16 protein-coding genes are annotated in these 26120 nt (G+C 56.5%); 7 read left to right on the forward strand and 9 right to left on the reverse strand.

Annotated features, from left to right (window positions below; all coding sequences use genetic code 11):
• Positions 1-71: 71 nt before the first annotated feature.
• The 6 genes from PMI01S_RS25815 to PMI01S_RS25840 form a co-directional block, all read right to left on the reverse strand.
• Positions 72-977, reverse strand: a complete 906-nt coding sequence (locus tag PMI01S_RS25815) for an AraC family transcriptional regulator (RefSeq protein WP_084322936.1) — start codon at positions 975-977, stop codon at positions 72-74.
• 83 nt (positions 978-1060) lie between these two features.
• Complete coding sequence (locus PMI01S_RS25820; RefSeq protein ID WP_084322937.1) at positions 1061-1948, reverse strand: phosphatidylinositol-specific phospholipase C domain-containing protein; 888 nt, start codon at positions 1946-1948, stop codon at positions 1061-1063.
• A 109-nt stretch (positions 1949-2057) separates the two neighbouring features.
• Positions 2058-2960, reverse strand: coding sequence for a phosphatidylinositol-specific phospholipase C domain-containing protein (locus PMI01S_RS25825; RefSeq protein WP_084322938.1), 903 nt, complete (start codon positions 2958-2960; stop codon positions 2058-2060).
• 50 nt (positions 2961-3010) lie between these two features.
• Positions 3011-4312 (reverse strand): glycosyltransferase, encoded by a 1302-nt coding sequence (locus PMI01S_RS25830; RefSeq protein WP_084322939.1) that lies wholly within the window; start codon positions 4310-4312, stop codon positions 3011-3013.
• 165 nt (positions 4313-4477) lie between these two features.
• Positions 4478-11476: a hypothetical protein gene (locus tag PMI01S_RS25835; protein ID WP_084322940.1), complete on the reverse strand. Its 6999-nt coding sequence runs from the start codon at positions 11474-11476 to the stop codon at positions 4478-4480.
• Between the two features lie 425 nt (positions 11477-11901).
• Complete coding sequence (locus tag PMI01S_RS25840) at positions 11902-12264, reverse strand: response regulator (protein WP_084322941.1); 363 nt, start codon at positions 12262-12264, stop codon at positions 11902-11904.
• 262 nt (positions 12265-12526) lie between these two features.
• Here PMI01S_RS25840 and PMI01S_RS25845 point away from each other — a divergent pair, with 262 nt between their 5' ends.
• From PMI01S_RS25845 to PMI01S_RS25865, 5 genes are all read left to right on the forward strand, one after another.
• Positions 12527-16018 (forward strand): response regulator, encoded by a 3492-nt coding sequence (locus PMI01S_RS25845; protein WP_084322942.1) that lies wholly within the window; start codon positions 12527-12529, stop codon positions 16016-16018.
• A complete protein-coding gene (locus PMI01S_RS25850; RefSeq protein WP_084322943.1) occupies positions 16018-16851 on the forward strand; it encodes a CheR family methyltransferase in 834 nt (277 codons plus the stop codon). The genes PMI01S_RS25845 and PMI01S_RS25850 overlap by 1 nt, the downstream gene beginning before the upstream one ends.
• Positions 16848-17441, forward strand: a complete 594-nt coding sequence (locus tag PMI01S_RS25855; protein ID WP_084322944.1) for a chemotaxis protein CheB — start codon at positions 16848-16850, stop codon at positions 17439-17441. The genes PMI01S_RS25850 and PMI01S_RS25855 overlap by 4 nt, the downstream gene beginning before the upstream one ends.
• Positions 17435-18616: a hybrid sensor histidine kinase/response regulator gene (locus tag PMI01S_RS25860; protein ID WP_084322945.1), complete on the forward strand. Its 1182-nt coding sequence runs from the start codon at positions 17435-17437 to the stop codon at positions 18614-18616. The genes PMI01S_RS25855 and PMI01S_RS25860 overlap by 7 nt, the downstream gene beginning before the upstream one ends.
• Before the next feature lie 77 nt (positions 18617-18693).
• Positions 18694-19071 (forward strand): response regulator, encoded by a 378-nt coding sequence (locus tag PMI01S_RS25865; RefSeq protein WP_059405185.1) that lies wholly within the window; start codon positions 18694-18696, stop codon positions 19069-19071.
• A gap of 102 nt (positions 19072-19173) precedes the next feature.
• On the opposite strand, the gene PMI01S_RS25870 is transcribed toward PMI01S_RS25865, so the two are convergent.
• The 3 genes from PMI01S_RS25870 to PMI01S_RS25880 form a co-directional block, all read right to left on the reverse strand.
• Positions 19174-20844 carry a response regulator gene (locus PMI01S_RS25870; RefSeq protein ID WP_084322946.1) on the reverse strand — a complete coding sequence of 557 codons (1671 nt, stop codon included), beginning with the start codon at positions 20842-20844 and terminating at the stop codon, positions 19174-19176.
• A complete protein-coding gene (locus PMI01S_RS25875) occupies positions 20841-22343 on the reverse strand; it encodes an ATPase domain-containing protein (protein ID WP_084322947.1) in 1503 nt (500 codons plus the stop codon). The genes PMI01S_RS25870 and PMI01S_RS25875 overlap by 4 nt, the downstream gene beginning before the upstream one ends.
• 201 nt (positions 22344-22544) lie before the next feature.
• Positions 22545-23600: a HEAT repeat domain-containing protein gene (locus PMI01S_RS25880; RefSeq protein ID WP_084322971.1), complete on the reverse strand. Its 1056-nt coding sequence runs from the start codon at positions 23598-23600 to the stop codon at positions 22545-22547.
• A gap of 179 nt (positions 23601-23779) precedes the next feature.
• Between PMI01S_RS25880 and PMI01S_RS25885 the strand changes: the two genes are divergently transcribed.
• Complete coding sequence (locus PMI01S_RS25885; RefSeq protein ID WP_084322948.1) at positions 23780-25930, forward strand: FUSC family protein; 2151 nt, start codon at positions 23780-23782, stop codon at positions 25928-25930.
• The gene (locus PMI01S_RS25890) at positions 25920-26120 is read left to right on the forward strand and encodes a DUF1656 domain-containing protein (protein WP_084322949.1); all 201 of its coding nucleotides are present in this window, start codon (positions 25920-25922) and stop codon (positions 26118-26120) included. The genes PMI01S_RS25885 and PMI01S_RS25890 overlap by 11 nt, the downstream gene beginning before the upstream one ends.

A 26120-nucleotide genomic window follows, 5' to 3' on the forward strand; every position in this document is an offset into this window, starting at 1 on the left:
TCTTGCGCAATCCTTGTAGGAGCCGGCTTGCTGGCGATTCGATCTGAAAATTGACGCATTCCCCAGAGCGGTTAACCCAGGTTTTGCTCGGTCAACCGCTGCACCGCCAACCGCCGGTAGTGCGATGGAGTCATGCCTTTCAGTTGTTGAAAACGCCGGTTGAAATTGGAAATATTGTTGAAGCCCGACTCGAAACACACATCGGTCACCGGTTTGTCGCCATCGGCCAGCAGTTCGCAAGACTTGCTGATGCGCAGTCGATTGACGAACTCGATGAAGCAGCGCCCGGTGGCTTGTTTGAACACGCGGCTGAAGTACGTCGGCTTCATGCCCAGGTGCTCGGCGACTTCCTCCAGCGGCAGTTCGCGGGCGTAGTGGGCAAAGATGTAATCCACCGCCCGGTTAGTGCGATCGATGTTGTGTTCGTCCGCCAGTTGCGGGGTTGTCGCACCGGACAGCAGTTGGTAGTCGTCGGAGGCGGCGAGCAGCTCCAGCAAAATGAAAAAGTGCCCGAGGCGGGTCATGCCCTTGGTGTCGGCAATGCGCTGCATCAAGGTCATGGCCTGGCGGATCGTGCGTTTGCAGCGAAACTCGATGCCGTATTGGGCGCGCTCCAGCAAGGGCGCAAGCGTCTTGAGTTCGGCAAACACCTGGTGACCGCTCTCGAACAACTCGTCGGTGAAGTTGACCAGCATGTCGCGTTCGGGCACCACTTCGTCCTCGGCAACCTGGCTGATCCAGTTATGGGGCAGGTTGGGGCCGGTAAGGAACAGTGTTTCCGGGTAGAAATTGCCAATGTAGTCGCCAATGAACACTTTCCCGGAACTGGCGACGATCAGGTGCAGTTCGTATTCCTTGTGGAAATGCCACCGCACCAGTGGGCAGGGGAAGCCGTGCTGACGATAAATGATGGACAACCCATTGTGGTCATCCATCAATTCATAGGAAGGGTCGGTCACTCGGGCAGTTCGGGTCATGTCAGGGTGCTTTTCTTGTTATCGCGCCTTGATCATGCCCCTTTCCAGGCTGACAACGCCAGCTTGCGGCACGTCAAAGGGCGTTACGCGTCTTCTGGCCGGTGCAGGGCGCTGCCATAAACGGCCTTCATGCTGGTGGCGATCCAGCAATAACGCACGATGTCCGACTCATCGAAAAAATCCGTATTGATGATGCCGCAGCGCGTCACCCAGTCCCGGGTCGGGTCGAACCAGTCGTTGATCTGGTTCTTGATGTCCTGCGGCCCGCCGAGAAACCCATAACTGGTGGCGGACAACGACCAGAGAAAGGTTGGGTAAGGCGCGTGTTGCAGCGTGCTGGATATGTGCCGTTCCAGTTCCGTTGTGTCAGTGAAGACTTCGCCGCTCCATTTGTGGGTGATGCGTGGCCAGAAGTAATCATCGTCCAGGCCTTGCACAAACGCCGCCGCCAGCACCAACCTGCGGCGTGTACTGACTCTTTTGAGTTCGCCCACCGTTTTCGTGGCATCGGAGGGCGCAATGATCCGATTGCCGAGGCGGCTCACCAGCAGGTCATTCAGCTTTTTTGCGTCGAAAGGCTTCGAGCCATCCCCCAACTGGTGAAAATCGAAAACGATGAACTCATCCGGGTTTTGATCAAGGAAGGTCGACACAGCATCGATCAACTCATCGATGACGCGATGGGACTGATAGCCATTGTGGTGAAAATAAAAAACGGATTGGTCGTGTCCTGCGGTATAGCCGAGACGGATATCGAACGCTCGGGCGCCGTTTGCCAATTGCCAGGCAAATGAATCGTTTTGACACGTGGTCCAGTTGCCGATCACGACGTCATAGTTGGGCGCTTGTTTGTCCATGCCGCTGTTATGCGTGCCGGGCCAGATAACGTCCGTCAGTTTGATTCGGTCGATCTCAAGGACGTTGCTCATCCATTGTTTTTTGTTAAGCGTTCCTTCTGTAGATCGGGTCATTGTCATTCCTTTTAGTGGCTTCATCCCGTCCGTTGGATGAAGTGGGTCGCTGTAAAGAAAGCATAGGAGTCCATTGCGACATCGCCAGTGTCGGAAACATATGCACAAATTAATGATTGTTCGCGTTTGCCTTGATCAGGTTGGCGGTGCGGCAGTGGCGAACCAGCGTCGATGTTTCAAAAAAGTCTGCGTTGATAATGCTGCTGTTCAGAATCCAGTCATCCAGCGCGGGATCGAACCATTGATCGAGGTGCTCCCGAATGTTCACCGGCCCTCCGGTTACGTGGTAACTGGTTGCGGAAAGCGACCACGGTGTGGACCGGCCTGGTGGGTAATTCATGACCCGGGTGATATGAGCGTTCAGTTCGCTGACACTGGTTGTGCCGATGCCGCTCCACAGGTGTTCGATGCACTGACAAAAGAACGTTGCATCGAGCGCAGGGTGATACTGCGCAGCGACCATCACGCGCCGGGCATGACTGGCCTTTTTCAGTTGGCCGAGTGTCAGGGATGTATTGCTCGAAGGAATCATCCGGTCACCCAGATGCGTCAGCAACAGCCTGTTGAACTCCTGATGGTCAAAGCGCTGGTTACCCGCATTCAATTGGTGAAAATCCAGAATGAGGAACTCGTCCGGGTTTTCCTGCAAAAACCGGATGACGCTCATGATCAGATTTTCCAGAGACCTCGAAGAACGGAAATCATTGTGCTGAAACCAGAAAGTCCCCACGCCGTTGTTACCGATTTCATATTCCAGCCTTAAGTCCAGCGCCCGGGCTCCCTGGGTCAATTGATAATAAAAAGAATGATTTTGACAAGCAGCCCAGTGACTGATCCCCGGCGTCGCATAAGTGGCCTTTTTGTCGACGCCGGCATTATGCGCACCGGGCAATACAAGCTCTGCGAGTGATAGCGCATCCAGGACAGGGAGGTTGCTCATCCAGTTGTGAGAAGTAAAGTTCCTGGTGATGTAAGAGAAGTCAGGTGACTGTATGGCGAGGGCGTTATTCATTGTGCATCCTTGCACCGTTATCGGGTCGAAAGTTGCAGCGATTTTAACGATCAGGCGTTTTCCTTAAAGCGGTTTTTCGCTTCAATCCATTGCGACATGTATTGAGTGCTCTTGTGCTGGTGATGGCGCAACATGCTGCCGGTAAAGTTGTCTCTTCTGATTTCAGCCAGGTGTTGTTGGCAATATTCGAGTTTTGCAATCAAGGCCGGGCCGTGTGTTTGCAGTTGATAACGATCAGCCAGCAGCGCCAGACCGGTAGCCTGAGCGTGTGTCCATTGCGTCTGGTCTATATAGAGTTGCACGGCGCAATCGGCGAACTCGCGCGCCGTGCGGGTCACCGCGCCAGGCCAGGGACTCTCGCCGTGCATGGCTTCGGCGCCGACAGGGGTGGTGACGTTCGGCGTGCCACAGAGCATCGCATCGATGATTTTGCCTTTGATGCCCGCACCGAAACGCAAAGGCGCCAGACACACCCGCGCCGCCGACATCACTTGCAACGCATCTTCTGCCCAGTTCATCACATGGAAACCCTGGGCCGTATTGTGCAAGGCCGTCGCTTTGGGCGGCGTATAGGCCCCGTAGATGTGCAATTGCGCAGTGGGCAACTGCTCGCGAATCAGCGGCCAGATCGTGGTTTTCAGCCAGAGCACCGCATCCCAGTTGGGCGCATGGCGAAAGTTGCCGATATGGATAAAGTGCGACCGATCCTCGAACGGTGCGGGCGGGCTGTCGGGCGCATCGACCATCAACGGGCACCAGTGCAACAGGTCGCGCGGTACGTTGAACTGCTCGGCCAACAGCTCGATTTCGAATTCGGAAATCATCAGGTTCAAGTCGCATCGATACAGCGCCGCGATCTCCCGTTTGGCCAGGTCGGTGTCGGCCATCAGTTCGAATTCTTCACGCAAGGCCGGGGCGAACAGGTCGCTGAAGTCATTGGCATCGTCACTGGCTTTCAGGCGATTCTTGAGGCGCTGCTGGCGTGCGTCACGCAAACTTTGCAGGTCAGAAGTCTCGAGCACCCGGACGGCATCGGGGCAGTGTTTTTCCACGCGCCAGCCGAACTGTTCCTCCATCATGAAACGATCGAACAGCACCATATCCGGGGCCAATTTGGTGATAAAAGCGTCGAAACTATTGTTGTTCAACTCAATCGGCACTTCGCGAATGCCCAGCGCCGTAAGGTCGTCCCGGTGTTCGCCGGTGCCGGCAGGGCTGCTGAAGGTGATGTCCCAACCCTGCTGCAGGAAAGTCTCAAGAATCTGCATCATATGCCCGCCGGCCGCGGAAGAGCGGGGCTCGGGCCAGACGTAACCGATGACCAGGACTTTGGTCGCGTTGGGCAGACTCATGAGGGGTTTCCTTGGAAGCGGGGAAGGTAGGGATCCATGAACGGCGCAATTAAAGCACAGGTCGTTGGCACGTTGCGGGCAGGAGATTGACGAGCAACAAAAATGCGAACGCTCCCGAAAGGGAGCGTCGCTTTGAGGTATGTAAATAAAATGTCTGTTTCAGTTTTAATAATCTAGTTTTTTGGGTCCATCAACGGCAGGGTCTCTCCAATGTGGGTCTGTCGGATCAAACCATTGAAAATTGCCTTTTTTGTCGTATCCGGAGATTTTTCTTCCTTCGGCACTCCATTCAGCCAATTTGCTTGCAAATTCAGTCTTATAGTCGGATGCCCGGCAAGTTAAACCGAGCCATGGATCAACGACCCATGCATTGCTGAATGAAGGTTCGGAAAAATCCATGGTCGATGCAGTAGGCCCCGGCGGCGGCCCCCCTACGACCGTAAATGAATGCCCTGGCGTCTTCCAAACATGTGCAGAACCGCCATTCGCATTCACAACTGCCCAAGCCGTTGCAGCCATCTGGTCACAGTTACCGGCACCGGATTTGATGAACATGCCTGCCTGTTGCGCGCCATCGCGCCACTGGTTGTATTGCATTACGACTATGGGGTCCGTGAGAGCCTGACGTCGTGTATCCAGTGCATTTTGGGGAAGGAGCTGATTAGAGGATCCAAGCCCAGTAGCTTGGAGTTGCTGATCCACCTGTCTTTTTCCTTCACTGGCATAGTATTGATTTTGTTCGGTGGCAGACCGGGTATTGAACAAGGGTGGTTTCGGTTGAACGTCGATTTTTATCGCCGGGATGGCAACTTCGACGTTTCGAAGATCGCCTTTATTCCAAGTCATTATCAGGAATTCACGTTGGTTTGTATCGGAGAGATCCGATATTAGTTTTTGAATTCTGGACACTTCGCTAGGCGGTGTCCCAGAAGCCAACATGTCCGCGTACAACTTATTTAATGATGGCAATAAGACAAAGTCTTCGCTGGATAAACGGTCAGGGGATACGGCACCCAGATAGGGTGCTTTAGCTTCACCGTAACGTCGAAGAAGATTATTGGGAAGATCATCTATATAACCGAAATTAATTTTGTGGAATTCAAGATTGCTGTTTGGCTTGGCATCGTAACGGCTGTAATAAAAAAGCCCGTTGTCCGCCTCCGCGACCAAATAGGTCGTCTTGCCATAGTATCTACCAGGTACATCGACCACGAAGGCTCTTACCTCTCGCTTATCCTCCAGTCCATGGATGATGCCGTCAATGCGAACTACACGCGTTTTAGCTTCTAGATCGGGGTCAAACTCTTTGTCGGGAAGACCGAAGTGCTTGTCATCGATAGTTTTGCCCGTAGTTCTAGATTTGTACGCCATCGGTTCGCTTATTACTTGTGGGGCACAAGGTTGCGTAGGATCAGCACAGTCAAGTAATCGTCGCTCGTGGACCAGTTTAGGCGTTTCACCCGTTGCCGGATAAAGGCGTTTGTGCTCAATAGCTATCAATCGCGTTGTTGCGGGATCACTCGCTGCAGGTATGATTTTTGAGAAACACTTGGTCGTATCGCGTTTGGCTCTGCCGCCAAGGGTGCAAATCGCGTTGTATCCGTCTAGATCCTTGTTGTAAGGCGGCGATGTTATATCTTCGAGTGTCTTGCTGTTTGGATTGAGGCGAAAAACCTTATCACCTATGATAACGTCGACACCATCGGTTCGCTGTATCTTCAGCGCTTCAGTCGTGGGAAGTTTCGAGGGGGTGAGTGCAGTTGACCCATCACTGAATGTCGTACGCTCCAGCGGGATGGAGCTGCTGGGTTTGAAGTTTTCAAGGGGCGTACCGTATGGTCGATTGCGTACGGGATCAAAGGCATACCATTTCCCTTCCTTGAGCAAGGCGATGACTTTAGTCGTTTGCCCTGCGACCTGAACAGCATCACAAACGCCCTCGGTAATATCCGCGCGTTTTGATAACTCACCCGAGTCAATTGCCTTTGAAACGCCGAAAAATTTTTTGCTCTGATCTATTCCTTTTTCGGCAGCGCGATAAGCTTCCACTCCCAGTTTACAGACCGAGTTTTTTGCGGTTTTTGCAAGGTTCCCGAGGCCATCCAACGGGTTCACCGAGGAGATCAGGGTGTTGCCGGCAATCCAGCCGGTCTGTAGGGCTTTATGAAAAGGGTTTGCACCGGACTTTGCAACTTTAGCGATTTTTCCTGTGGCACCAACACCCGGAATAACAAAGCCTAATACGTCTAACAAGCAGTCCGCGACCGCGCCTAGAACATTACCTTGCACGGCATTCTCGATACATGTTTTAAACGGTACCAAACCCAAGAGAAAGTCGTTGATCATACGGTCGGTTTCAGCAATTTGTTCTGTGTTGGTGATCCCTCTGGCAAGTCTGTATAACTCTTCACGCCCCGGCATGAAGTGTTCGTCAACCACCGTAGAAGCCATGAAGCCCACGTTAGTATCGGAGGCAAGCATGTTCGGCACAGTATTCAAGTCAAAGTTGTCCGGCTTGAACCACGCTCGTCCTTCCTTGGGGATTAGTTCGTCTATTATGACATCCGAGTTAACTCCATTTTTCGGGGGAGTACCGTCTCTATAGGCGCTCCAGTCGAATCTCTGCGATGTTGCAACTTGCGCCTTTATAATGACTGCGGGGCTGTTCGTGGCGCGTACATTCTTTATCTCTCCACCCAGATGCAGGTTGTGAGGCAGGTCTGTCCGTTTACGGATTTGCCCCGCGGTGGGGAAAATTTCGTAATAGACAACCTTTCTTCCGAGTTCGGATCGAACCAGTACTCCCTGATGGCCTACAAGGGGCTTTATTGTCTCCTCTGTTTGTTGATTAAGAGGTACTGTCGCTGCGCTCCTCAGCGTAAAGTAACGCTGCTTGCCGTATTGGAGGATTTTTCGATCTTCCGATGGCAAATTGGAGAATAATTCTCTGATGGCTGTTATTGATCCCGTGCGCGCATTGTTAAAGTAATCAGTAAATTGTTTTTCAAATATCGGACCGACTGGTTTTAGGAGGGTTAGTCTGGAATGAAATTCAGCGAAGGGCAAACTGTCACTGGTGGAGTAATAATAAGGTGTCAGTTTTTCATCGATGTAAAGGTCCAGCATTGAGTAATAGATTTCTGTTTCAGATCCAGGCCGATTTGTTTTTAAAAGCACTCGTTCTTCGTACGGATAGTCCTTGCCAAAAACCCGAGTCAGTTCTGCCCGTGCGAGATCTATTCTCGAGGGCATGGGCGCTGTCAGATATTCCTGAGCCAAGGCGAGTTGTTCTGCATTTTTCTGAAACTTTTCACGAGCAATTTCAAGCTGCTGCTGTGAATAGGTGTCAGTCGGGTTTTGCTTGATAACCCCTTGGGATATCGCCCAATCAATCAGCGGATCTACAGACAGCATTTGTGTTGCGATTTCCTCCCCCACGTTAATCGGGGCGATTTTGCCGTACGCAATGACTTGCTCAAAGGTCATCTCAGGTACAGCGCCCGGGCTGATCTGTTCAATTCTGGCCGCGGCCATCCGCAGCGCTGCCCAGGTATGGGACCCGCACACCAGGTTGTCAGGCATGTTCCTGACAAGAAATTCGGGGGAGTTGGCCAATAACAAGTGATGCGCGGCAACAGGGGCCATTCTCGAGGAGACCTCGCCACTATCCGCAAGATGCTTTGCAAGTCTGGCGACAACTGCCGAGGGTTTTACGCCCCAGTTTGCATCCTGAGTCAGGTTGTAACCGCCAACATGGTTACGCGGCAGGCCCGGCGTGGCATCAATGTCGAGCAACAGCGCTGCCATGACCCAGTCCGCCGTGCTGGTTGGAGTTGAAATGGCGTCGAGATTTTCCTCGAGTGTCAGGCCTAATGCTGTTGCTCTCCCGCTGCTCAGCGCTTCATCCAAGGACCCTGCCTGGTCCTGCAAAAGGTAATCGAGCAAGCTGCTGTAACCTTTTTTCAGCTGGTTGACCGTGTCGCGGATAGTCTGTTGTTGGGCAGCGGTCGGGGGTAGTGGGTAGTCGAGTGCGCCTCGGTAGTTACCACGCTCGGGGCCTTCGGGTATGACTATGGTCAATACTTCTGCAAGGTTGCGTACTTCTCCCGCGTTTTTCGGTACGTTCCAGTTATTAGCGCTGATGTACCGTTGTGCACTGACCATTCTTCGGGCTTCTGTCGGATGTTTGATGGCAAACGACGAATCTCGATGGGCAGACAGCAGGCAATCACCAAGGTTGACGGCTGCGTGATCGGGTTTGTCTTTGACGAGATTCATCAGGTTCGCCACCAGATCATGGTGGGTGTACAGATTGCCCAGGTGTAGTTTCTGGTTTTCTATGGCCGCTTCGGACCTTTGCTCCAGGGGTCTCAAGGGGTCGTCAGCCTTGATTGCCGCAAATGCCTGTTGCGCATTCAGCTCACTGGCGCGCTGCTGAATCCTGGAGCTATCCAGGCTTTCGCCATGAAATGCACTAACCAGTACAAGCGGAACACCCGGGGTAGAGGGGTAGGCCACCCCGTTAAAGGCCGGGTCGATGACTTTGACTGCTCTGAGTATTGGTCCGGCGACGTTGTCCCAGCCTGAATTGTCTCCTCGCGTGAACGTGGTTTGAATGCCTTTTACCTTGCCGGACAGGCTGTCGTTGTGGCTATTGACTGTCACCGTCGAAACATCAAGGTCTACCTCTCGAGCCCAATCAGAGAAGAATGGGTTTTTGATGGCATTGACGTAGTTAAGCCAGCACTGACCGAAGGTGGAATGTGACGGGACGTTGATTGTCTCTGCTTTGGGGGCGGTCGGGGAGTATTTCAGCAACGCCGCGGTGTAGCGGGGCAGCAGTTCCCGATCACCAGCGGACCGCGAGCTATCCGTCCAATTTCTTCTTTTACGCAGAAGTATGCGGATGACTTGTGTTTCCACATTGGCTGACGAGCCCTTGAGGTCGTCATCGCTGGTATCGGTTTCACTACCTTTCAATTCACCCGTCGATTTAAGGTATTCGTTCAGGCGCGCGACTTTATCCGTTTCGCTTTCAACTGTTTCTGCAGACGGCTGAGTGTTGGCATGCGGCAAATCGAATTCAGCGAAATCCGGGTTGACGGGGCTCTCGCGTTTTACTCTGCGGGGGGCTTCTTTTGAGTTGTTCTCCGGTGGCTGCACCGAAGTTTCGTGATCATGCGTTTTCCCCAGCGCCTCTTCAACTAACTCAAGACAGGTTTTTACGGGGTTCAGTGAGCAGGGTTGTTGCAACATCTGCTTAACGTCATGGAGGAGCAGCTTGTCATTGAGCAGGTCGCGCATTGGGGATTCGTACATCCGCTCAAGGATGACGTCAGACAGGGACGGCTGCCCTTTGGCGACGGGGGCGTCCAAAATGTTCTCTACTTCATGGTCTATCCGCTCCTGATGCAGAGCAGGGCTTTCGACCTCGGGCGAGGGGAAATCGTCCGCCTCTGTTTTCGTGGCTGGTAATTGGCTGATGCCGTAAATAAGTGCTGTGAGTGCGGTTACCGCAGTGGCAACGCTTGTCGCTACAGGATGTTCCTTCGCCAATTGAAGTGCTGCCGGGCCGGCCGCGACAGCGGACTGGCCATAGTTGGCCAATTGCGCAGTAAGCTGGGCGACGACTCTATTCAAGCTCGGGACTAGAGACTCCCACCATGTCGAACTGGCGTCATCGTTATTTCCCGCGACCAGTTTCTCGTACACTTCATTCAGTGGACCCATTTCCAACGCATCCGGATCGCCAATAAGCACTGATGTTTCGCCGGATGCCGCCATAGCCGATGGAAATGTCAGAACGTTGTCGATGGCTGCCAAAACATCAAGAACCGATTGCGACGCTTGCTCCAGAAGGCTTGTTTCTGTCGCCGACGATGTTGGCTCGGATGGTGCTGCAGGTTGCGGATCAACGCCGATGTCACTGCCCGCCGCTGCCTCTGGTGTCGGGAGCAAAGACGCAATGTAATCGTTGACCTCGGTTTCAAGTTGATCCACCCGAGTTTTCATTGAAGCAACGGAGGGGGCGGGTTCGGGGGGGAGGGGCTGCTTTGTAGCGTTCTCGGGGGGTTGAATTGGAACGGCAGGCAGATAAGGTTTAACTTTTTCCGCGACTGACATCACCCCCAGAGTGTCCAGGACATTGAGGGCGTACAGAAATTTCGCAAAGAGGCCATTGGGAACGCGCGAGCCTGTCGTGACGACTTCATTGTAAAAGCTCGACTTGTTTTCTATCTCTTTCCATGAGGAAAGCAGCGCTGATTCGGCAGGGGGAGGGGCCGCTCCTCGCGCGACAGGGTGCACATTTTCAGGAGGAAAGACGAAGAGATCGGCTTTCGAGGCCACGCTGTCGATTGTGTTCTGCAGTCCGTCCCCGACCTGCTTGAAGGGCACTGAACCCAACATATCGAGCGCGCCATTCACCGGTACGGCTAGCGCGTTCAGAGCCACAGGAGCAACAGCCATTTCCAGCTTGCTTCGTTGTGGGTGGTTTTTGCCAATGGCGTTGAACCGATGGCCGAGTTCCCGGACTACGCCTGAAAAACTTCTTGGCCAGCGCTGCCGCACGTTCGACGAGGAGGGGGTTTCTATTTCTTTGACAAATTCGGCTACAAACTCGGCTACCAGAGCTTTGGCTTCTTTCGAAGAAGGCCGCTTGTGCTTGAAGTCTTCAAGCGTGCGCAAGATTACATCCAGGGTTCCCTCGCGGATGTACGAGCGCGCTTTCTGTGTGAAATCACGCAAGGTTTGCCATGTGTCATTGTCGAGCAACTCGCCGGCTGCGATATTCTTGTCTCGACACGCGCGCGACAGCTCAAGTTGTGTCTGGATAAAGCCATGAACCCCATCTCCATTGCGGCCACGGGGGAAATTGGAGTTCTCGCCGAAGGTATCCGCCCATTGCTCTGGTGGCAGATGACAGATGGCCTCCACCATCTCACGCAATCGCCCAGGTTTGAGCCCGTCGAGTGGTTTGATCGAACGCATCATTGCTTCGACAAACAACGGGGCGAGTACTTTACCTGTGTCAGTTTGCAGCAGGCGGGACTTGAGGACTTGTAAAACCTCCTCCTCTGATACTGGTCGGGTTCTCAGTTGACTCTCGATTGATGACCACTTTTTTTCAAGAGAGGCTTGGTCAAATATTGCGCCTTCTTTCAAGCATGCCGGGAGATCCTTGGCTATCAATACGCCTGTATACACCGGAGTCGGAATTTGAAGTTTCGAATCACGAGGAGCAGACGCTCTTCCGAATAGAGGGGGGGCAGGCATTACAAACTGAGAGGTCGAACTGCCGCATGTCTGCGCTCTGGAGAGCCTGTTGCGCGGCACTGGTGTTGCTGTTTCGGATGGGTTCGTAGAAGTAGAGCGAGCTGTTGCAGTAGCGTTGGCAGATTGCATGAAGACTCTTATCGATACGCGAACTGAGAAAACCCTGGACTGCCGTTGGTAACAGGCAGTCAAGGCATCGGGGCGCGAAAGATAGGCGATCTGTCAATTTGAAAAATGATGAAACTATAGGCAGATCATCGGGTTTATCCATACGTGTTACTCGGAATGAACACCGCAACGCATGGCTCAGCCCATCAGATGTCGAGAATGCCTTTGACCTTGTCCCGCAACTGTTCAATGGAAAACGGCTTTCCGATCACATGCATCCCTTCAGGCACTTCAATGCTTTCGGCATAACCACTGGCGAACAGGATCGGCAATTCGGGGCGAACCATGCGCGCCTGTTTGGCCAGCTCACGACCATCCATCACCGGCAACCCGACGTCGGTCATCATCAGATCGATGTGTTGATCTTCATCGTTGAGAAACTCCAGCGCCTGTTCGCACCCGTCAGCCTCCAGCACCTTGAATTCCAGTTCATCGAGGACATCGACGATCAGCATGCGCACGATGTCGTCGTCTTCGACGACCAGGATGATGGATTTTTCGGCGGACATAATGGGGCTCTCAACAGTTGAATTCGCGGTGGCCGGTCGATCAAAAACGCCGGGCTCTAGCATGAGTAAGTGACGGAGCCCGACAAGTTCCCAATCACACTCTAAAAAAGAATAGCCGCATCAGGGTCGGCAAGGATAACCGCTCCCATGAGCTGGAGCAGCTGAATGTAGGATTTTGCGCGAAAACGCGTCAGAAAAATGGATCAAACCGGCCGAATTGGGGCAAACTCCTTGGTTTTCAACAGTTCGACAAGGCCTCCCCATGACCACCGCGTCTTCGGTTGATGAGCAACGATTTCGTAAACTCCTGAGCCGCAACGTCAGCCTGCCGTTGGGTGTCGGCGTGCTGAGTGCGGTGTTCTTTGTCTCGCTGATCACTTATCTGCTGTCGGTGATCCAGTGGGTCGAGCACACCGACCGGGTGATCAATAACGCCAATGAAGCGGTAAAGCTGACCGTTGATCTGGAAACGGGCATGCGCGGCTTCCTGCTCAGTGGCGACGATAAATTCCTCGAACCCTATGAAACCGCCAAGCCGAGAATCGCGGTAGCGGTCAACACCTTGCTCGAACTGACTTCGGACAACCCGGTGCAAACGGATCGGTTGCAACGCCTCAAGGCCTTGCAGGATGAGTGGGCCACGTATGCGCAGACGATGATCGACCTGCAGCGTGCGAGCGGCGATTACCGCAGCGCGGTCAAGGCCGGGCGCGGCAAACGCCTGACCGATGAGATCCGCAAGCAGTTTGAAGACGTGATCGACATGGAGCAGCAGTTGCGCACCGCGCGCAACGAAGAAGTGCGCCGTACCACGATCTGGAGCATCAGCCTTTACCTGTTGTTCATCCTCGGTATCAGCGCATTGCTGGCCTATATCGGCCGACGGGATTTGCTCAACCTGTCGCAAAGCTACAGCGCCACGCTGGCCGCGCAACAGGCCAGTGCCGAGCGACTGGAACAGCAAGCCTGGCTGCGTAATGGTCAGACCGAGCTGGCCGAGCAGGTGCTGGGGCAATTGTCTCTGAATATGCTGGGTCGCAATATTCTGCAGTTTTGCGCGCAATACCTGGGCACGGCCGTCGCGGCTATTTATGTGCGTGAAGAGCACGGCAGCCTGACGCGGGTGGCGTCCTACGGTTTTTCCCGCGAGCAGGCAGAGCGCGATCAGCAGATTTACAGCGATGAAGGAATTGTTGGCCAGGTGGCGCAACAGGCGCGTTTGATCCGGCTCGATCACGTGCCGAACGATTACTTCAAAGTCACCTCTGGTCTTGGTGAAGGCCTGCCGCACAGCGTGCTGGTGGTGCCGACCAGCGATGATGATCGGGTCAACGGTGTCATCGAACTGGGCTTTCTGCGTCCGTTGAGCGACCGCGACATCGAACTCCTCGAGCTGATCGCCGGCAACATCGGCACCTCCATCGAGGCGGCGCGCTATCGCCAGCGTTTGCAGGAAGTGCTGGCCGAAACCCAGCAGCTAAATGAAGAACTGCAGGTCCAGCAGGAAGAACTCAAGACCGCCAACGAAGAGCTGGAAGAGCAGTCGCGGATTCTCAAGGAATCCCAGGCGCATCTGGAAACCCAGCAGGTCGAGCTGGAACAGACCAACGAACAGCTCGCCGAACAGGCGCAGACCCTCGCCGAGCAACGCGACGCGATGGACCTGAAGAACACCGAACTCAATCAGGCCCAGACGCAGCTCGAAGAGCGCGCCGAAGAGTTGCAACGCTCCAGCAAGTACAAATCCGAGTTCCTGGCCAACATGTCCCACGAACTGCGCACGCCGCTGAACAGTTCGTTGATCCTGGCAAAGCTGCTGGCGGAAAACCCGCAGGAAAACCTCAGCGCCGAGCAGGTCAAGTTCGCCGAGTCGATCTATTCGGCGGGTAACGATCTGCTGAACCTGATCAACGACATTCTCGACATTTCCAAGGTCGAGGCCGGCAAGCTTGAAGTGCACCCGGAGAACACCAGCGTCGCGCGCCTGGTGGACGGTTTGCGCGGAATGTTCCAGCCAATGGCCACGGACAAGAAGCTGGATTTCCAGGTCGATCTGCAGCCCGATGCGCCGATGATGATCTTCACCGACCGTCAACGTCTGGAGCAGGTGATCAAGAACCTGCTGTCCAATGCGGTGAAGTTCACCGAGCAAGGTTCGGTCAGCCTGACGGTGGCCAGTCAGCCAAACGCAGGCATCGCATTCATCGTCCGCGATTCCGGGATCGGCATCGCAGCGGATCAGCAGGAAAGTATTTTCGAAGCGTTCCGTCAGGCCGACGGCACCACCAATCGTCGTTACGGCGGCACGGGCCTGGGCCTGTCGATTTCCCGTGATCTGGCGGCCTTGCTTGGCGGTTCGATCAGCGTCACCAGCGAGCCGGGGCAGGGCAGCGTGTTTACCCTGGTCTTGCCGCAGCAGTACGTCGAACCGGGCGACACGCCGATCGAGCCGATGAAAGCTTCACCGGTGGCCATGATGCCGAAGATGACGCCCGCTGCACCTGTGCCGCTGATTGCCGACGTCGATATCCCGCGCTTCAACGATGACCGCACCAATGCGCCATTCACGACCCGTTGCATTCTGGTCGTCGAGGACGAGCCGAACTTCGCGCGCATTCTCTACGACCTGGCGCACGAACTGGGTTATCACTGCCTGGTGGCCCATGGCGCCGATGAAGGTTATGACCTGGCCAGGGAATACATTCCCGACGCGATCCTGCTGGACATGCGCCTGCCGGATCACTCAGGCCTGACCGTACTGCAACGCCTCAAGGAACACGCGGAAACCCGGCACATCCCGGTCCACGTCATCTCGGTCGAAGACCGCGTCGAAGCCGCCATGCACATGGGCGCCATCGGTTACGCGGTCAAGCCGACCACCCGCGAAGAGCTCAAGGACGTGTTCGCCCGCCTTGAAGCCAAGCTGACCCAGAAGGTCAAGCGCGTGCTGTTGGTCGAAGACGACGATCTGCAGCGCGACAGCATTGCCCGGTTGATCGGCGACGAGGACATTGAAATCACCGCCGTCGGCCTGGCGCAGGATGCGCTCGACCTGCTGCGTACGACGATTTTCGACTGCATGATCATCGACCTGAAACTGCCGGACATGCTCGGCAACGACCTGCTCAAGCGCATGTCCACAGAGGATATCCGCTCGTTCCCGCCGGTGATCGTCTACACCGGGCGCAATCTGACCCGCGACGAAGAGGCCGAACTGCGCAAGTATTCGCGCTCGATCATCATCAAAGGCGCGCGCTCGCCGGAGCGTTTGCTGGATGAGGTCACACTCTTTCTGCACAAAGTCGAATCCCGGTTGTCCCATGAACGGCAAACGATGCTCAAGACCGCGCGCAGTCGCGACAAGGTCTTCGAGGGTCGCAAAGTGCTGCTGGTGGACGACGACGTACGCAATATCTTCGCCCTCACCAGCGCGCTGGAGCACAAGGGGGCAATCGTGGTCATCGGCCGGAACGGGCGTGAAGCGATTGAAAAACTGAATGAAGTGGAGGACATCGATCTGGTGTTGATGGACGTGATGATGCCGGAGATGGACGGTTTCGAAGCGACGAAGCTGATTCGTCAGGACCCGCGCTGGCGCAAGCTGCCAATCATCGCGGTGACGGCCAAGGCGATGAAGGACGATCAGGAGCGCTGCCTGCAGGCCGGTTCCAACGATTACCTGGCCAAGCCCATCGACCTGGATCGATTGTTCTCGCTGATTCGCGTGTGGTTACCGAAGATGGAACGCATTTAGTGGAACGCATTGGTTCAGTCGAGCGAAACAGCGAAATCGAATTGCGGTTGTTGATCGAGGCGATCTACCTCAAATACAGCTATGACTTTCGCGATTATTCCGGCGCGTCGATCAAACGTCGCGTCCACCATGCGTTGAGCCAGTTCGAGTGCGCCACCATTTCGGCGCTGCAAGAAAAGGTGCTGCACGATCCAATGGCGTTCATGCAACTGCTGCAATTGCTGACGATCCCGGTCAGCGAGATGTTCCGCGATCCTTCGCACTTCCTCGCCATTCGCCAGGAAGTGGTGCCACTGCTCAAGACTTATCCCTCGATCAAGATCTGGATCGCCGGTTGCAGCACCGGCGAAGAGGTCTATTCGATGGCGATCCTGCTGCGCGAAGAGGGCTTGCTCGATCGCACCATCATCTACGCCACCGACATCAACCCGCGTTCGCTGGACAAGGCCAAACAGGGGATTTTCTCCATGGAAAATGTCCGCGCCTACACTCATAACTACCAGCAGGCAGGTGGCCAGCGTTCGTTTGCCGACTACTATACGGCGGCATACGGCTACGCGATTTTCGATAAGAGTCTGTGTGAAAACGTGACCTTCGCCGACCACAGCCTGGCAACCGACAGTGTCTTTTCAGAAACTCAGTTGATTTCGTGCCGTAATGTTTTGATTTATTTCAATAAGAAACTGCAGGACAGGGCGTTCGGGTTATTCCACGAATCCCTTTGTCATCGCGGTTTTCTGGTGTTGGGCAGCAAGGAAACCCCGGAATTTTCGGCCTTCGGCAACCAGTTCGAGCCGTTGGTCAAACAAGAACGGATCTACCGCAAATCATGAACAATGCAGGGGAGTTGCCTTCTGTGGAGGCTATCGTGATCGGTGCTTCAGCCGGTGGCGTGGAGGCGTTGCTGAGTATCCTCAGCCCTTTGCGTGAAGGCTTCGTGCTGCCGATCATTGTGGTGCTGCACCTGCCGGACCAGCGTCGCAGCCACCTCGCCGACGTATTTGATCGACGCGTTGCCATGCGTGTTCAGGAAGCCCATGACAAAACGCCGATCGAAGCCGGGACGTTGTATTTCGCCATGCCCGGTTATCACTTGTCGGTGGAGCAGGACCGTACCTTTTCCCTGAGCCTGGAAGAGCGCGTGCACTATTCGCGGCCGGCCATCGATTTTCTGTTCGAGTCGGCTGCCGATGCTTACGGCCCGAACCTGGCCGCCGTCCTGTTGACTGGCGCCAACCGCGACGGCGCGAGCGGCATGGCCAAAGTCCAGCATCTTGGCGGCCTGACCATCGTGCAGGACCCGGACGAAGCCCAGGTTGCGACCATGCCCCTGGCGGCGCTGGGTACCCACCAGCCTGACCACATTCTCCCTATACGCGGCATCGGCCGTCTGCTTGTCGAGCTGGAACGAATAGCATGCTAAGTAACATCCAAGCCAAACTGCTGATCGTCGACGATCTGCCGGAGAACCTGTTGGCGCTTGAAGCGCTGATCAAGCGTGAAGACCGCATGGTCTACAAAGCCTTGTCTGCCGACGAAGCCTTGTCGCTGCTGCTGCAACACGAATTCGCCATGGCGATTCTCGACGTGCAGATGCCCGGCATGAATGGCTTCGAGCTGGCCGAGTTGATGCGTGGCACGGAAAAAACCAAGAACATCCCGATTGTGTTCGTCAGTGCCGCCGGCCGTGAACTGAACTATGCGTTCAAAGGCTATGAAAGCGGCGCCGTGGATTTCCTGCACAAGCCGCTGGATATCCATGCGGTCAAGAGCAAGGTCAACGTGTTCGTCGACCTGTACCGCCAGAGCAAGGCCATGAAACAGCAGGTCGATGCACTGGAACAGAGCCGCCGGGAACAGGAAGCGCTGCTTCAACAGTTGCAGAGCACGCAGCTGGAACTGGAGCAGGCAGTACGCATGCGCGATGACTTCATGTCCATCGTCGCCCACGAAGTGCGCACGCCGCTCAACGGCCTGATCCTCGAAACTCAGCTGCGCAAAATGCACCTGGCCCGGGGCAATGCTGCGGCGTTCACCCTGGACAAGATGCACGCGATGGTCGACCGCGACGAACGGCAGATCAAAAGTCTGATCCGCCTGATCGAGGACATGCTGGATGTGTCGCGCATACGCACCGGCAAGTTGTCGATCCGCCCGACACGCTTCGATCTGTCGGCGCTGGTGCGCAATTTGCTGCAGAATTTCGCCCCGCAGATCGATGCTGCCGAATCCTCAGTCACGCTGGACGCCGAGCATCCGGTGTATGGCAACTGGGACGAATTCCGCATTGAGCAGGTGATTTCCAACCTGCTGACCAATGCATTGCGATACGGCGCCAAGAGCCCGATCAGTGTGAGGGTGTACAGTGAGCACGATCAGGCACTGGTGGAAGTGCGCGATCAGGGGATCGGCATCGATCAGGAAAACCAGAAGCGTATCTTCCAGCAGTTCGAGCGCGTTACGGCCAGGCACGCCGTTGCCGGGCTGGGCCTGGGGTTGTTTATTTCAGAGCAGATTGTGACCGCCCATGGCGGTTCTATAACCGTCGAGAGCCGGATTGGCGAAGGCGCCTTGTTTCGCGTTTGTCTGCCGCTGTAGGAAAACAGCCGGATAAACGCAACCTCTGATCGACCTCGGGGTCGTATCAGCAGCTATTGACCGAACAAAGGCTTCCCATGAGTGAAGATGCACAAGACGTCGTATTGATCGTCGAAGATGACCCCTCGATTCTGATGGTGCTGTCGGCCTATCTGTCGGGTGAGGGCTACCGGGTGTTACAGGCCGAAAATGGCGAGCAGGCTTTCGAGATCCTGGCGAGCAAGCCGCACCTGGACATGATGATCACCGACTTTCGCCTGCCGGGCGGAATCTCCGGCGTGCAGATCGCCGAACCCGCCGTGAAGCTGCGACCGGAACTCAAGGTGATTTTCATCAGCGGTTACCCGCAGGAAATCCGCGAGACCGACAGTCCGATCACGCGCAAGGCGCCGATTCTGGGCAAGCCGTTTGATCTGGATGTGTTGCAGGAGTTGATGCAGGAAATGCTTTCCTGAATCGCATCGGGTCGACGTAGGAGCTGCCGGAGGCTGCGATCTTTTGATGTTGTTTTAAAATCAAAAGATCGCAGCCTTCGGCAGCTCCTCCATGGGGATGTGTCAGATTCGGATCATCTCCCTGACCTTCGCCGTCAAAAGGTCGAAGGTAAACGGCTTGGTAATCATCTGCATGCCAGGATCGAGGAACCCGCCGCGCACCGCTGCGTGTTCGGCATAGCCGGTGATGAACAGCACCTTGAGGTCGGGCCGGTACTGCCGGCCGATTTCCGCCAGTTGCCGACCGTTCATGCCGGGTAGCCCGACGTCGCTGATCATCAGGTCGATGCGTCGCCCGGAATCGAGAATCGGCATCGCGCTGTCGGCATCGCCGGCCTCGACGAAGGCATAACCCAGGTCACTCAGCACTGTGCTGACCAGCACCCGAACCGCCGGATCATCCTCGACGATCAGCACCGTTTCGCCATTCTGCGCGAACAGGGCGTGCTGCACGTCCGACGGACATTCCTCAGGCGGGTCACCCCTGAAACGCGGCAAAAACAGACTCACCGTCGTGCCTACGCCCACTTCACTGTCAATGGCGACGTGCCCGCGTGATTGTTTACTGAAGCCGTAGATCATCGACAAGCCAAGGCCGGTGCCCTGGCCAATCGGCTTGGTGGTGAAAAACGGATCGAAAGCGCGGTTGATCGTGCTTTGCGGCATCCCGCAACCGGTGTCTGTCACGCTGAGTACCACGTAGTCGCCGGGTTCGAGGTTGTTGTGGGCTTCAGTGAAATCGCTGTCCAGAGACTGATTGCCGGTGCTGACCACCAGATTTCCACCGTCGGGCATGGCATCCCGCGCATTGATCACCAGGTTGAGCAGGGCGCTTTCCAGTTGATTGGGATCGGCCTCGGCCACCCACAGTTGCTCGTTGAGCTGCATGTCCAGGCGAATGTTTTCATTGATGCTGCGTTGCAGCAGTTCACCCATGGACACCACCAGGGCATTCATTTCCACGGGTTTGGAGTCCAGCGACTGACGACGGGAGAACGCCAGCAAGCGGTGAGTCAGGCCCGCCGCGCGGTTGGCCGAGGTCACGCCCAGGTCGATCAGGCTGTCCAGATCCTCGGTGCGTCCGCGTGCCAGGCGTCGGCGCAGCAGTTCAAGACTGCCGATGATCCCGGTGAGCATGTTGTTGAAGTCGTGGGCGATGCCGCCGGTGAGTTGTCCGACCGCTTCCATTTTCTGTGATTGGCGCAGGGCTTCTTCGTTGTGGCGTAACTGAGCGGTACGTTCCTCAACCTGTTGTTCCAGGGTTTCGAGGGTGGTTTGCAAACGCAGTTCGCTTTGACTCAGATCGATCAACCGATCCCTGGCTTCATACTGTCGTCGTCGGCCGCGTAAGGCGGTGGTCACCAGACTGATCAGCGTCACGGGATGGAAAGGGCGCTCGAGGAAGGTGACGTTGCCAAGTTGCGGGCCGAAGCGTGAGGCAGGGTTCTGTTCCGGGCCGCCATGGTAGGTCATCAGCACGATGGGCAGATCCGACCACGCCGGCTGTTGTTCTATCAGTCCGAACAACGGTTCGACATCACTGCCCAACAAAGCCTCGGAAGAGATCAGCAGCAACCCGGCGCCATGCTCCAGTTCGGCGCAAAGGCTGATCAGATCGCGGGTGATGACGCCGTCGTAACCTGCTTCATTGAGCATCTTCAGGGCAATCTGGCTGTCACGTCCCAGCGGCGCGAGGATGATCGCGCGCTCGGACGTTGCTTCCTGGACCCTCACGGGATTTCGTCCCCGAGCAATGGATTGCTCGCACCCAGATAAGTCGGCACGCCGCGCAATACACCCTGAAACGCATCCAGTGGTTCACCGATGGTCATGCCCTGCGAACTGATGCGGTATTCGCGAATGGTCGATTCATGACTGCCGGTGCGTTTCTTGATGATCGAGATCGCCCGGCGAACCTGGCCCAGCGCTTCGAAGTAGCGCAACAAAATGACCGTGTCGGCGAGGTAGGTAATGTCCACCGGCGCTCGCATGTCACCGACCAGTCCATGTTGGGCCACGGTCATGAAGGTCGCGGCGCCCCGGCGATTGAGGTACAGCAACAACTCGTGCATGTGCAGCACCAGGGCGTTTTCCTCAGGCATTGCGGCTTGATAGCCGTTGATGCTGTCGATCACCACGGTTTTGATGTCACGTTCATCGACACAGCGACGAACCCGGTAGGAAAACTCGCCAGGGGACAACTCGGCGGCATCCACTTGTTCAATCAGCAAGTTGCCAGTGTCTTGCATGGCCTTGAGGTCGATCCCCATGTTTTTCATGCGCTCGAACAGCAGGCCCAACTCTTCATCGAAAATGAACAGCGCGGCTTTCTCACCCCGGGCCACGGCTGCGGCGGCGAAGATCATCGAGATCAGCGATTTGCCGGTGCCGGCCGGACCGAGGATCAGGGTGCTGGACCCGGTCTCGATGCCTCCGCCGAGCAGGGCGTCCATTTCCTTGATGCCGCTGGTCAATTGCTGGCGAACATACCCGCCGCGATGTTCGGCGGCCACCAGCCGCGGGAACACATGCACGCCGTCGCCCATGATGGTGAAGTCATGGAAGCCGCCACGGTATTTCTGGCCGCGATACTTCACTACGCGGATGCGCCGGCGCTCGGCGCCATAGTTGGGGGTCAATTCTTCAAGGCGAATCACACCGTGCGCCACGCTGTGCACGGTCTTGTCGAGGGACTCGGTGGTCAGGTCGTCCAGCAACACTACCGTGGCGTCATAGCGCACGAAGTAGTGTTTGATCGCGAGGATCTGGCGCCGGTAACGCAGGGAGCTTTGCGCCAGCAGCCGGATCTCGGAAAGACTGTCGAGCACGACGCGAGTCGGCTTGACCCGTTCGACCACTTCGAAAATCTGCTTGGTGGCTTCACCCAGCTCAAGGTCCGAGGAGTACAAAAGGCTCTGCTGGTGCTGGGCATTGAGCAGGCTTTCCGGCGGCGTCAGCTCGAAGATGTGGATGTTTTCATCCAGCTCCCAGCCATGGGACAACGCCCCTTGGCGCAGTTCGCGTTCGGTTTCGGACAGGGTGATGTACAACGAGCGCTCGCCGGCTCTGGCGCCGGCCAACAGAAAATGCAAAGCGACGGTGGTTTTGCCGGTTCCGGGTTCACCTTCCAGCAAAAACACGTGACCGCGGGACAATCCACCAGCCAGGATGTCATCCAGACCTTCGATGCCGGTGGCGGCTTTTGCACTGAACAACTCGTTAGATGTAGACAAAAAATGCCCTCTCAAGACCAGGGGAAGTGAGGCAGCAGGCCTGAAGTGCCTGAATGGACTGCCTGATCACTTGACCATTTGCCGAGAAGAGCGTTCAACACTTTTTGGGGTGGGGATAATGCAACAGCAAAAGATCGCAGCCTGCGGCAGCTCCTACGGATGAACGCATCTGGCGTAGGAGCTGCCGCAGGCTGCGATCTTTTAAAGACCTTGCTGCAGCGCCGGGTCGTCGGGGTTGAGCTGTTCAAGTTGCGCCAACAGGATCTGCACGTTTTGCAGCTGCCCGCTTTCTTTCCAGTAGTTGATCAACAGGACACGGGCCTTGCGGTCGGCAGGGTGACGCTGGACGATTTCCTGCAATTGTTTCTGCGCCGCTTCAAGCTCTTGCTCGTCATGCAGCGTCGTCGCCAGGTCGTAGCGATAATCCTTGTTGTCCGGTTCGAGCTCCACGGCCTTGGACAAGCCGAGCAGGGCGAACTCACTCTGACCGTGGTGCAGCAACCACATCCCCAGGGCATGTTGCAGGTAGGCGGAATCGGGCTGGGTCTTCAGTTGTTTGGCCAACAACAGCCGGGCTGCTTCGCTTTGTCCTTGCCGGTCCAGCACTTCGATCTGCATCACCAGTGCGGGCAGATTGTCGGGGGCCAGGCGCAAGGTATTTTCAAGCGCCTGTTGCGCCGCTTTGAATTCACCGTTGTGCAGGTGCAACCGGGCTAACTGATACTGGTTGTCGGCGCTTTCAGGCGCTTGGGTCAGCACCTGTTCCCACGCATCGATGGCCTGTTGCAGCGGTCCGAAATACAAACCCAGGTCGTCCGGCGACAACCCCAGCAACGCGTTCACCGCGGCAAAACGGACACGTTGGTCGCTGTCATCGAGCAATGGGCCCAACAGCAGGCTGCGCTGACCGCTGGGGACCAGCCCGCTGATGCTTCTGATGGCGGCGATGCGCACATCGGCCGAGGGGTGTTGAAGGTCAGCGTCCGCCAGTTTCAAGGCCTGAGGGCTGGGATAGTTCGGCAGCTCGGCATGCAGCCAGACGCGGCGTTTGGGGGAAATGTCGGGGCGCCCCAGTTGCTGGTAAAGCACCCGCGCCGCACCCGGTTGACCGGCCCGCGCCTGCGTCAGTGCTTCGCTGTAACCGCGCTTGATCGCTTCCGGCACCACAGGGGTCGTACTGCGCAGGAAAAGCCAGGCAAGGCCAATGGCAAACAGGACGCAGAGGCTGATGATCAGGTAGCGGCGAGACTTGGGCATGCAGGAATCCGGGAGCTGGCAGGCTTTTGCAAGGTTGCCAGCTTCTGTCAGGCCGGGCTGCGAGTCAAATCCGCAGGCCATTGCGCAGCGGATCGTCAGTATTTTTCCTACAAGTCCTGTCGACACTGAAACCCCGTCGAGCCACCGAAGCAGTGACTACGCTTGCAGGAGATGACTCGATGAGCACTCCCATGCAACCGCTGCTTCAATACTTCAAGGCCATACTCAACCCCGGGCCGGGGGTGGTGTTGTTCGCCTTGAGAACTATCGCGGCCGGGCTTTTGACGCTGTACCTGGCGTTTCTGTTCGACCTCGATCAGCCCAAGTGGTCGATCATGGCGGTGGTCATCGTCAGCCAGCCATTGGGCGGGATGGCGCTGGCCCGCAGTTTCGGCCAGGTCATCGGCACTACCCTGGGCGCGGTGGTGGCCGTGGTGATCATGGCGATCTTCCCTCAGGCGCCGCTGCCTTTCCTCATCACATTGTCCCTGTGGCTGGCATTGTGTACCGCCGGTGGCACCTTGTTGCGCTACACCAGTTCCCAGGCATTCGTGCTCAGCGGTTATACCGCGGTGGTGGTGGGGCTGCTGGCGGTCCCTGATCAGGAGGGCACCTTCCTGCTGGCCGTGACCCGCGTGACCGAAACGTTGCTGGCGGTGGCCTGCGTGTGTGTCGTCAGCCTTTTGACCGCGCGCCCGGAGGCCGTGGCCAAGGATTACTTCGCCAGGATCGATCAGGTGATCAAGCTGCTGGCGACCCATGCCAGCGCCGCGATTCGTACCGAGGAAAGCGAGGCCGATTTCCACCTTCGGCAAATGCAGCTGCTCGGCCAGATCAGCGCACTGGAAGGGGTACGCCGGCATCTGTATTACGATGCGCCACGCTTGCGCAGCGCCGATGACCTGGTGCAATTGCTCGGCAATCAACTGGTGCTGCTGACTGCGCGGCTGACTGCGTTGCGCCATCAGAGGGAGTTATTGCTTGAGCGCCTGGAAGGTGAGATTCCCCTGGAGATCCAGCGTTTGCTCGCCGAAGAAGTCTTGTTTCTCGATCAACTTGCGCAGTTGGGGCGTGCGATGCCCAATGAGCAACGGCGCCAATTCGCAACGTTGCAGAAGCGCTTCGATGATCTGGCCTACCGTTCCGAGCAACTCATCGAGCCCTATCCGGCGACCTTGCGCTCGCTGTCATGGTCGTTGCGCTGGGAACAGGCGCGTCTGTTGCAGCAGTTTGAAACGATTCTTGAGTTAAGCGATGCGATCCAGAGTGGGCGCAAAGCCAGCAGCCTCCATCGCGGGCAGAAGAACCCGCTGCACATGGACTACACGCTGGCAGCGATGAACGCGATCCGCGCCTTTTGCGCATTGATGGTGGCCGGACTGATCTGGATCGAAACCGGTTGGGACGGCGCACGGGGCGGAATGATCGTCGCCGGGATTCTCTGTTCGCTGATGGCGACGTTTCCGCGGCCACTGCTGGCCGCCCAGAGCTTTGCCCGGGGCCTGGGACTGGCGCTGGTGGTGTCGGCGGTTCTGCAATTCGCGCTGGTGCCGATGATCAGCAGTTTCGAGTTGTTGGCGCTGTTGCTGGCGCCCTTGCTGTATGCCGTCGCGGTGGGGTTGTCCAGCCCGCCCACCACTGGCACGGGAATTGGGCTCGGGTTGTCGACCTTTCTGTTACTGGGCCCGCAAAACACCGGGCTGGGGCAGAACAGCGCAATCCAGTGGTTCGAGTTTGGCGGCTCGTATGTCTGCGCCACCGCGCTGGCGTTGAGTGTGTATGCCTTGATCTTCCCCTTCAGGCCAGTACTGCGCATTCGTCGGCTGCACCAGGAGAATTGCGAGCAGGTCTACGCCTTGCTGAAAATCCCGGCCACGGATGAAAACCAGTTTGCCTTCGAGAGCCGCATGGTCGATCGACTGACCATGATGCTGGGCCTGTTGCCGTCCATCGAGGACAAGCCCGCGCGTGACTTGTTCGACGTCAGCCTCGGTTGCATGGCGCTCGGCATTGCATTGAACCAGCTCAGGCAACAGGCGCAGAACAACGCGTTACTGAGCCCGGAAGTGCAAAATCGGCTGTTCGCTACGGTTCGGGAAACCGGGCGACTGGTCGCCGGCCGGGCTGACGCTGAAATGGATCGCGTGCTCGACAACCTGCATGCCCTGGGCGATGAACTGGATGCGCTGCATTCCGGCGTCCATGAGCATCTGTGGTCGGTGTTTCGCATGCGCGTTGCGCTCTTGATCGTGGTGTCGTTCCTGGAACGTCACCGGGGCCACTTTGAACCTGAAGCGCCAAAAGTAGGAGTACCTGCGATTGCCCATTGATCTGGAAATAGGCGGCGTCTACCTGCCGCCGATTGCTCAGGCGCTACTGCTGGGCTTGCCGATTTATCTGCTGCTGGACTGGATTTTGCGGCGCCTCGGCGTGTTGCAGTTCGTGTGGCATGAAGCCTTGTTCGAGGGCGCGCTGTACGCCTGCGTGTGTGCCGCGTTGATTCTGCTGATGGGAGCCTGA

This window comes from Pseudomonas migulae NBRC 103157 (assembly GCF_002091715.1).
Taxonomy (GTDB): Bacteria; Pseudomonadota; Gammaproteobacteria; order Pseudomonadales; family Pseudomonadaceae; genus Aquipseudomonas; species Aquipseudomonas migulae_A.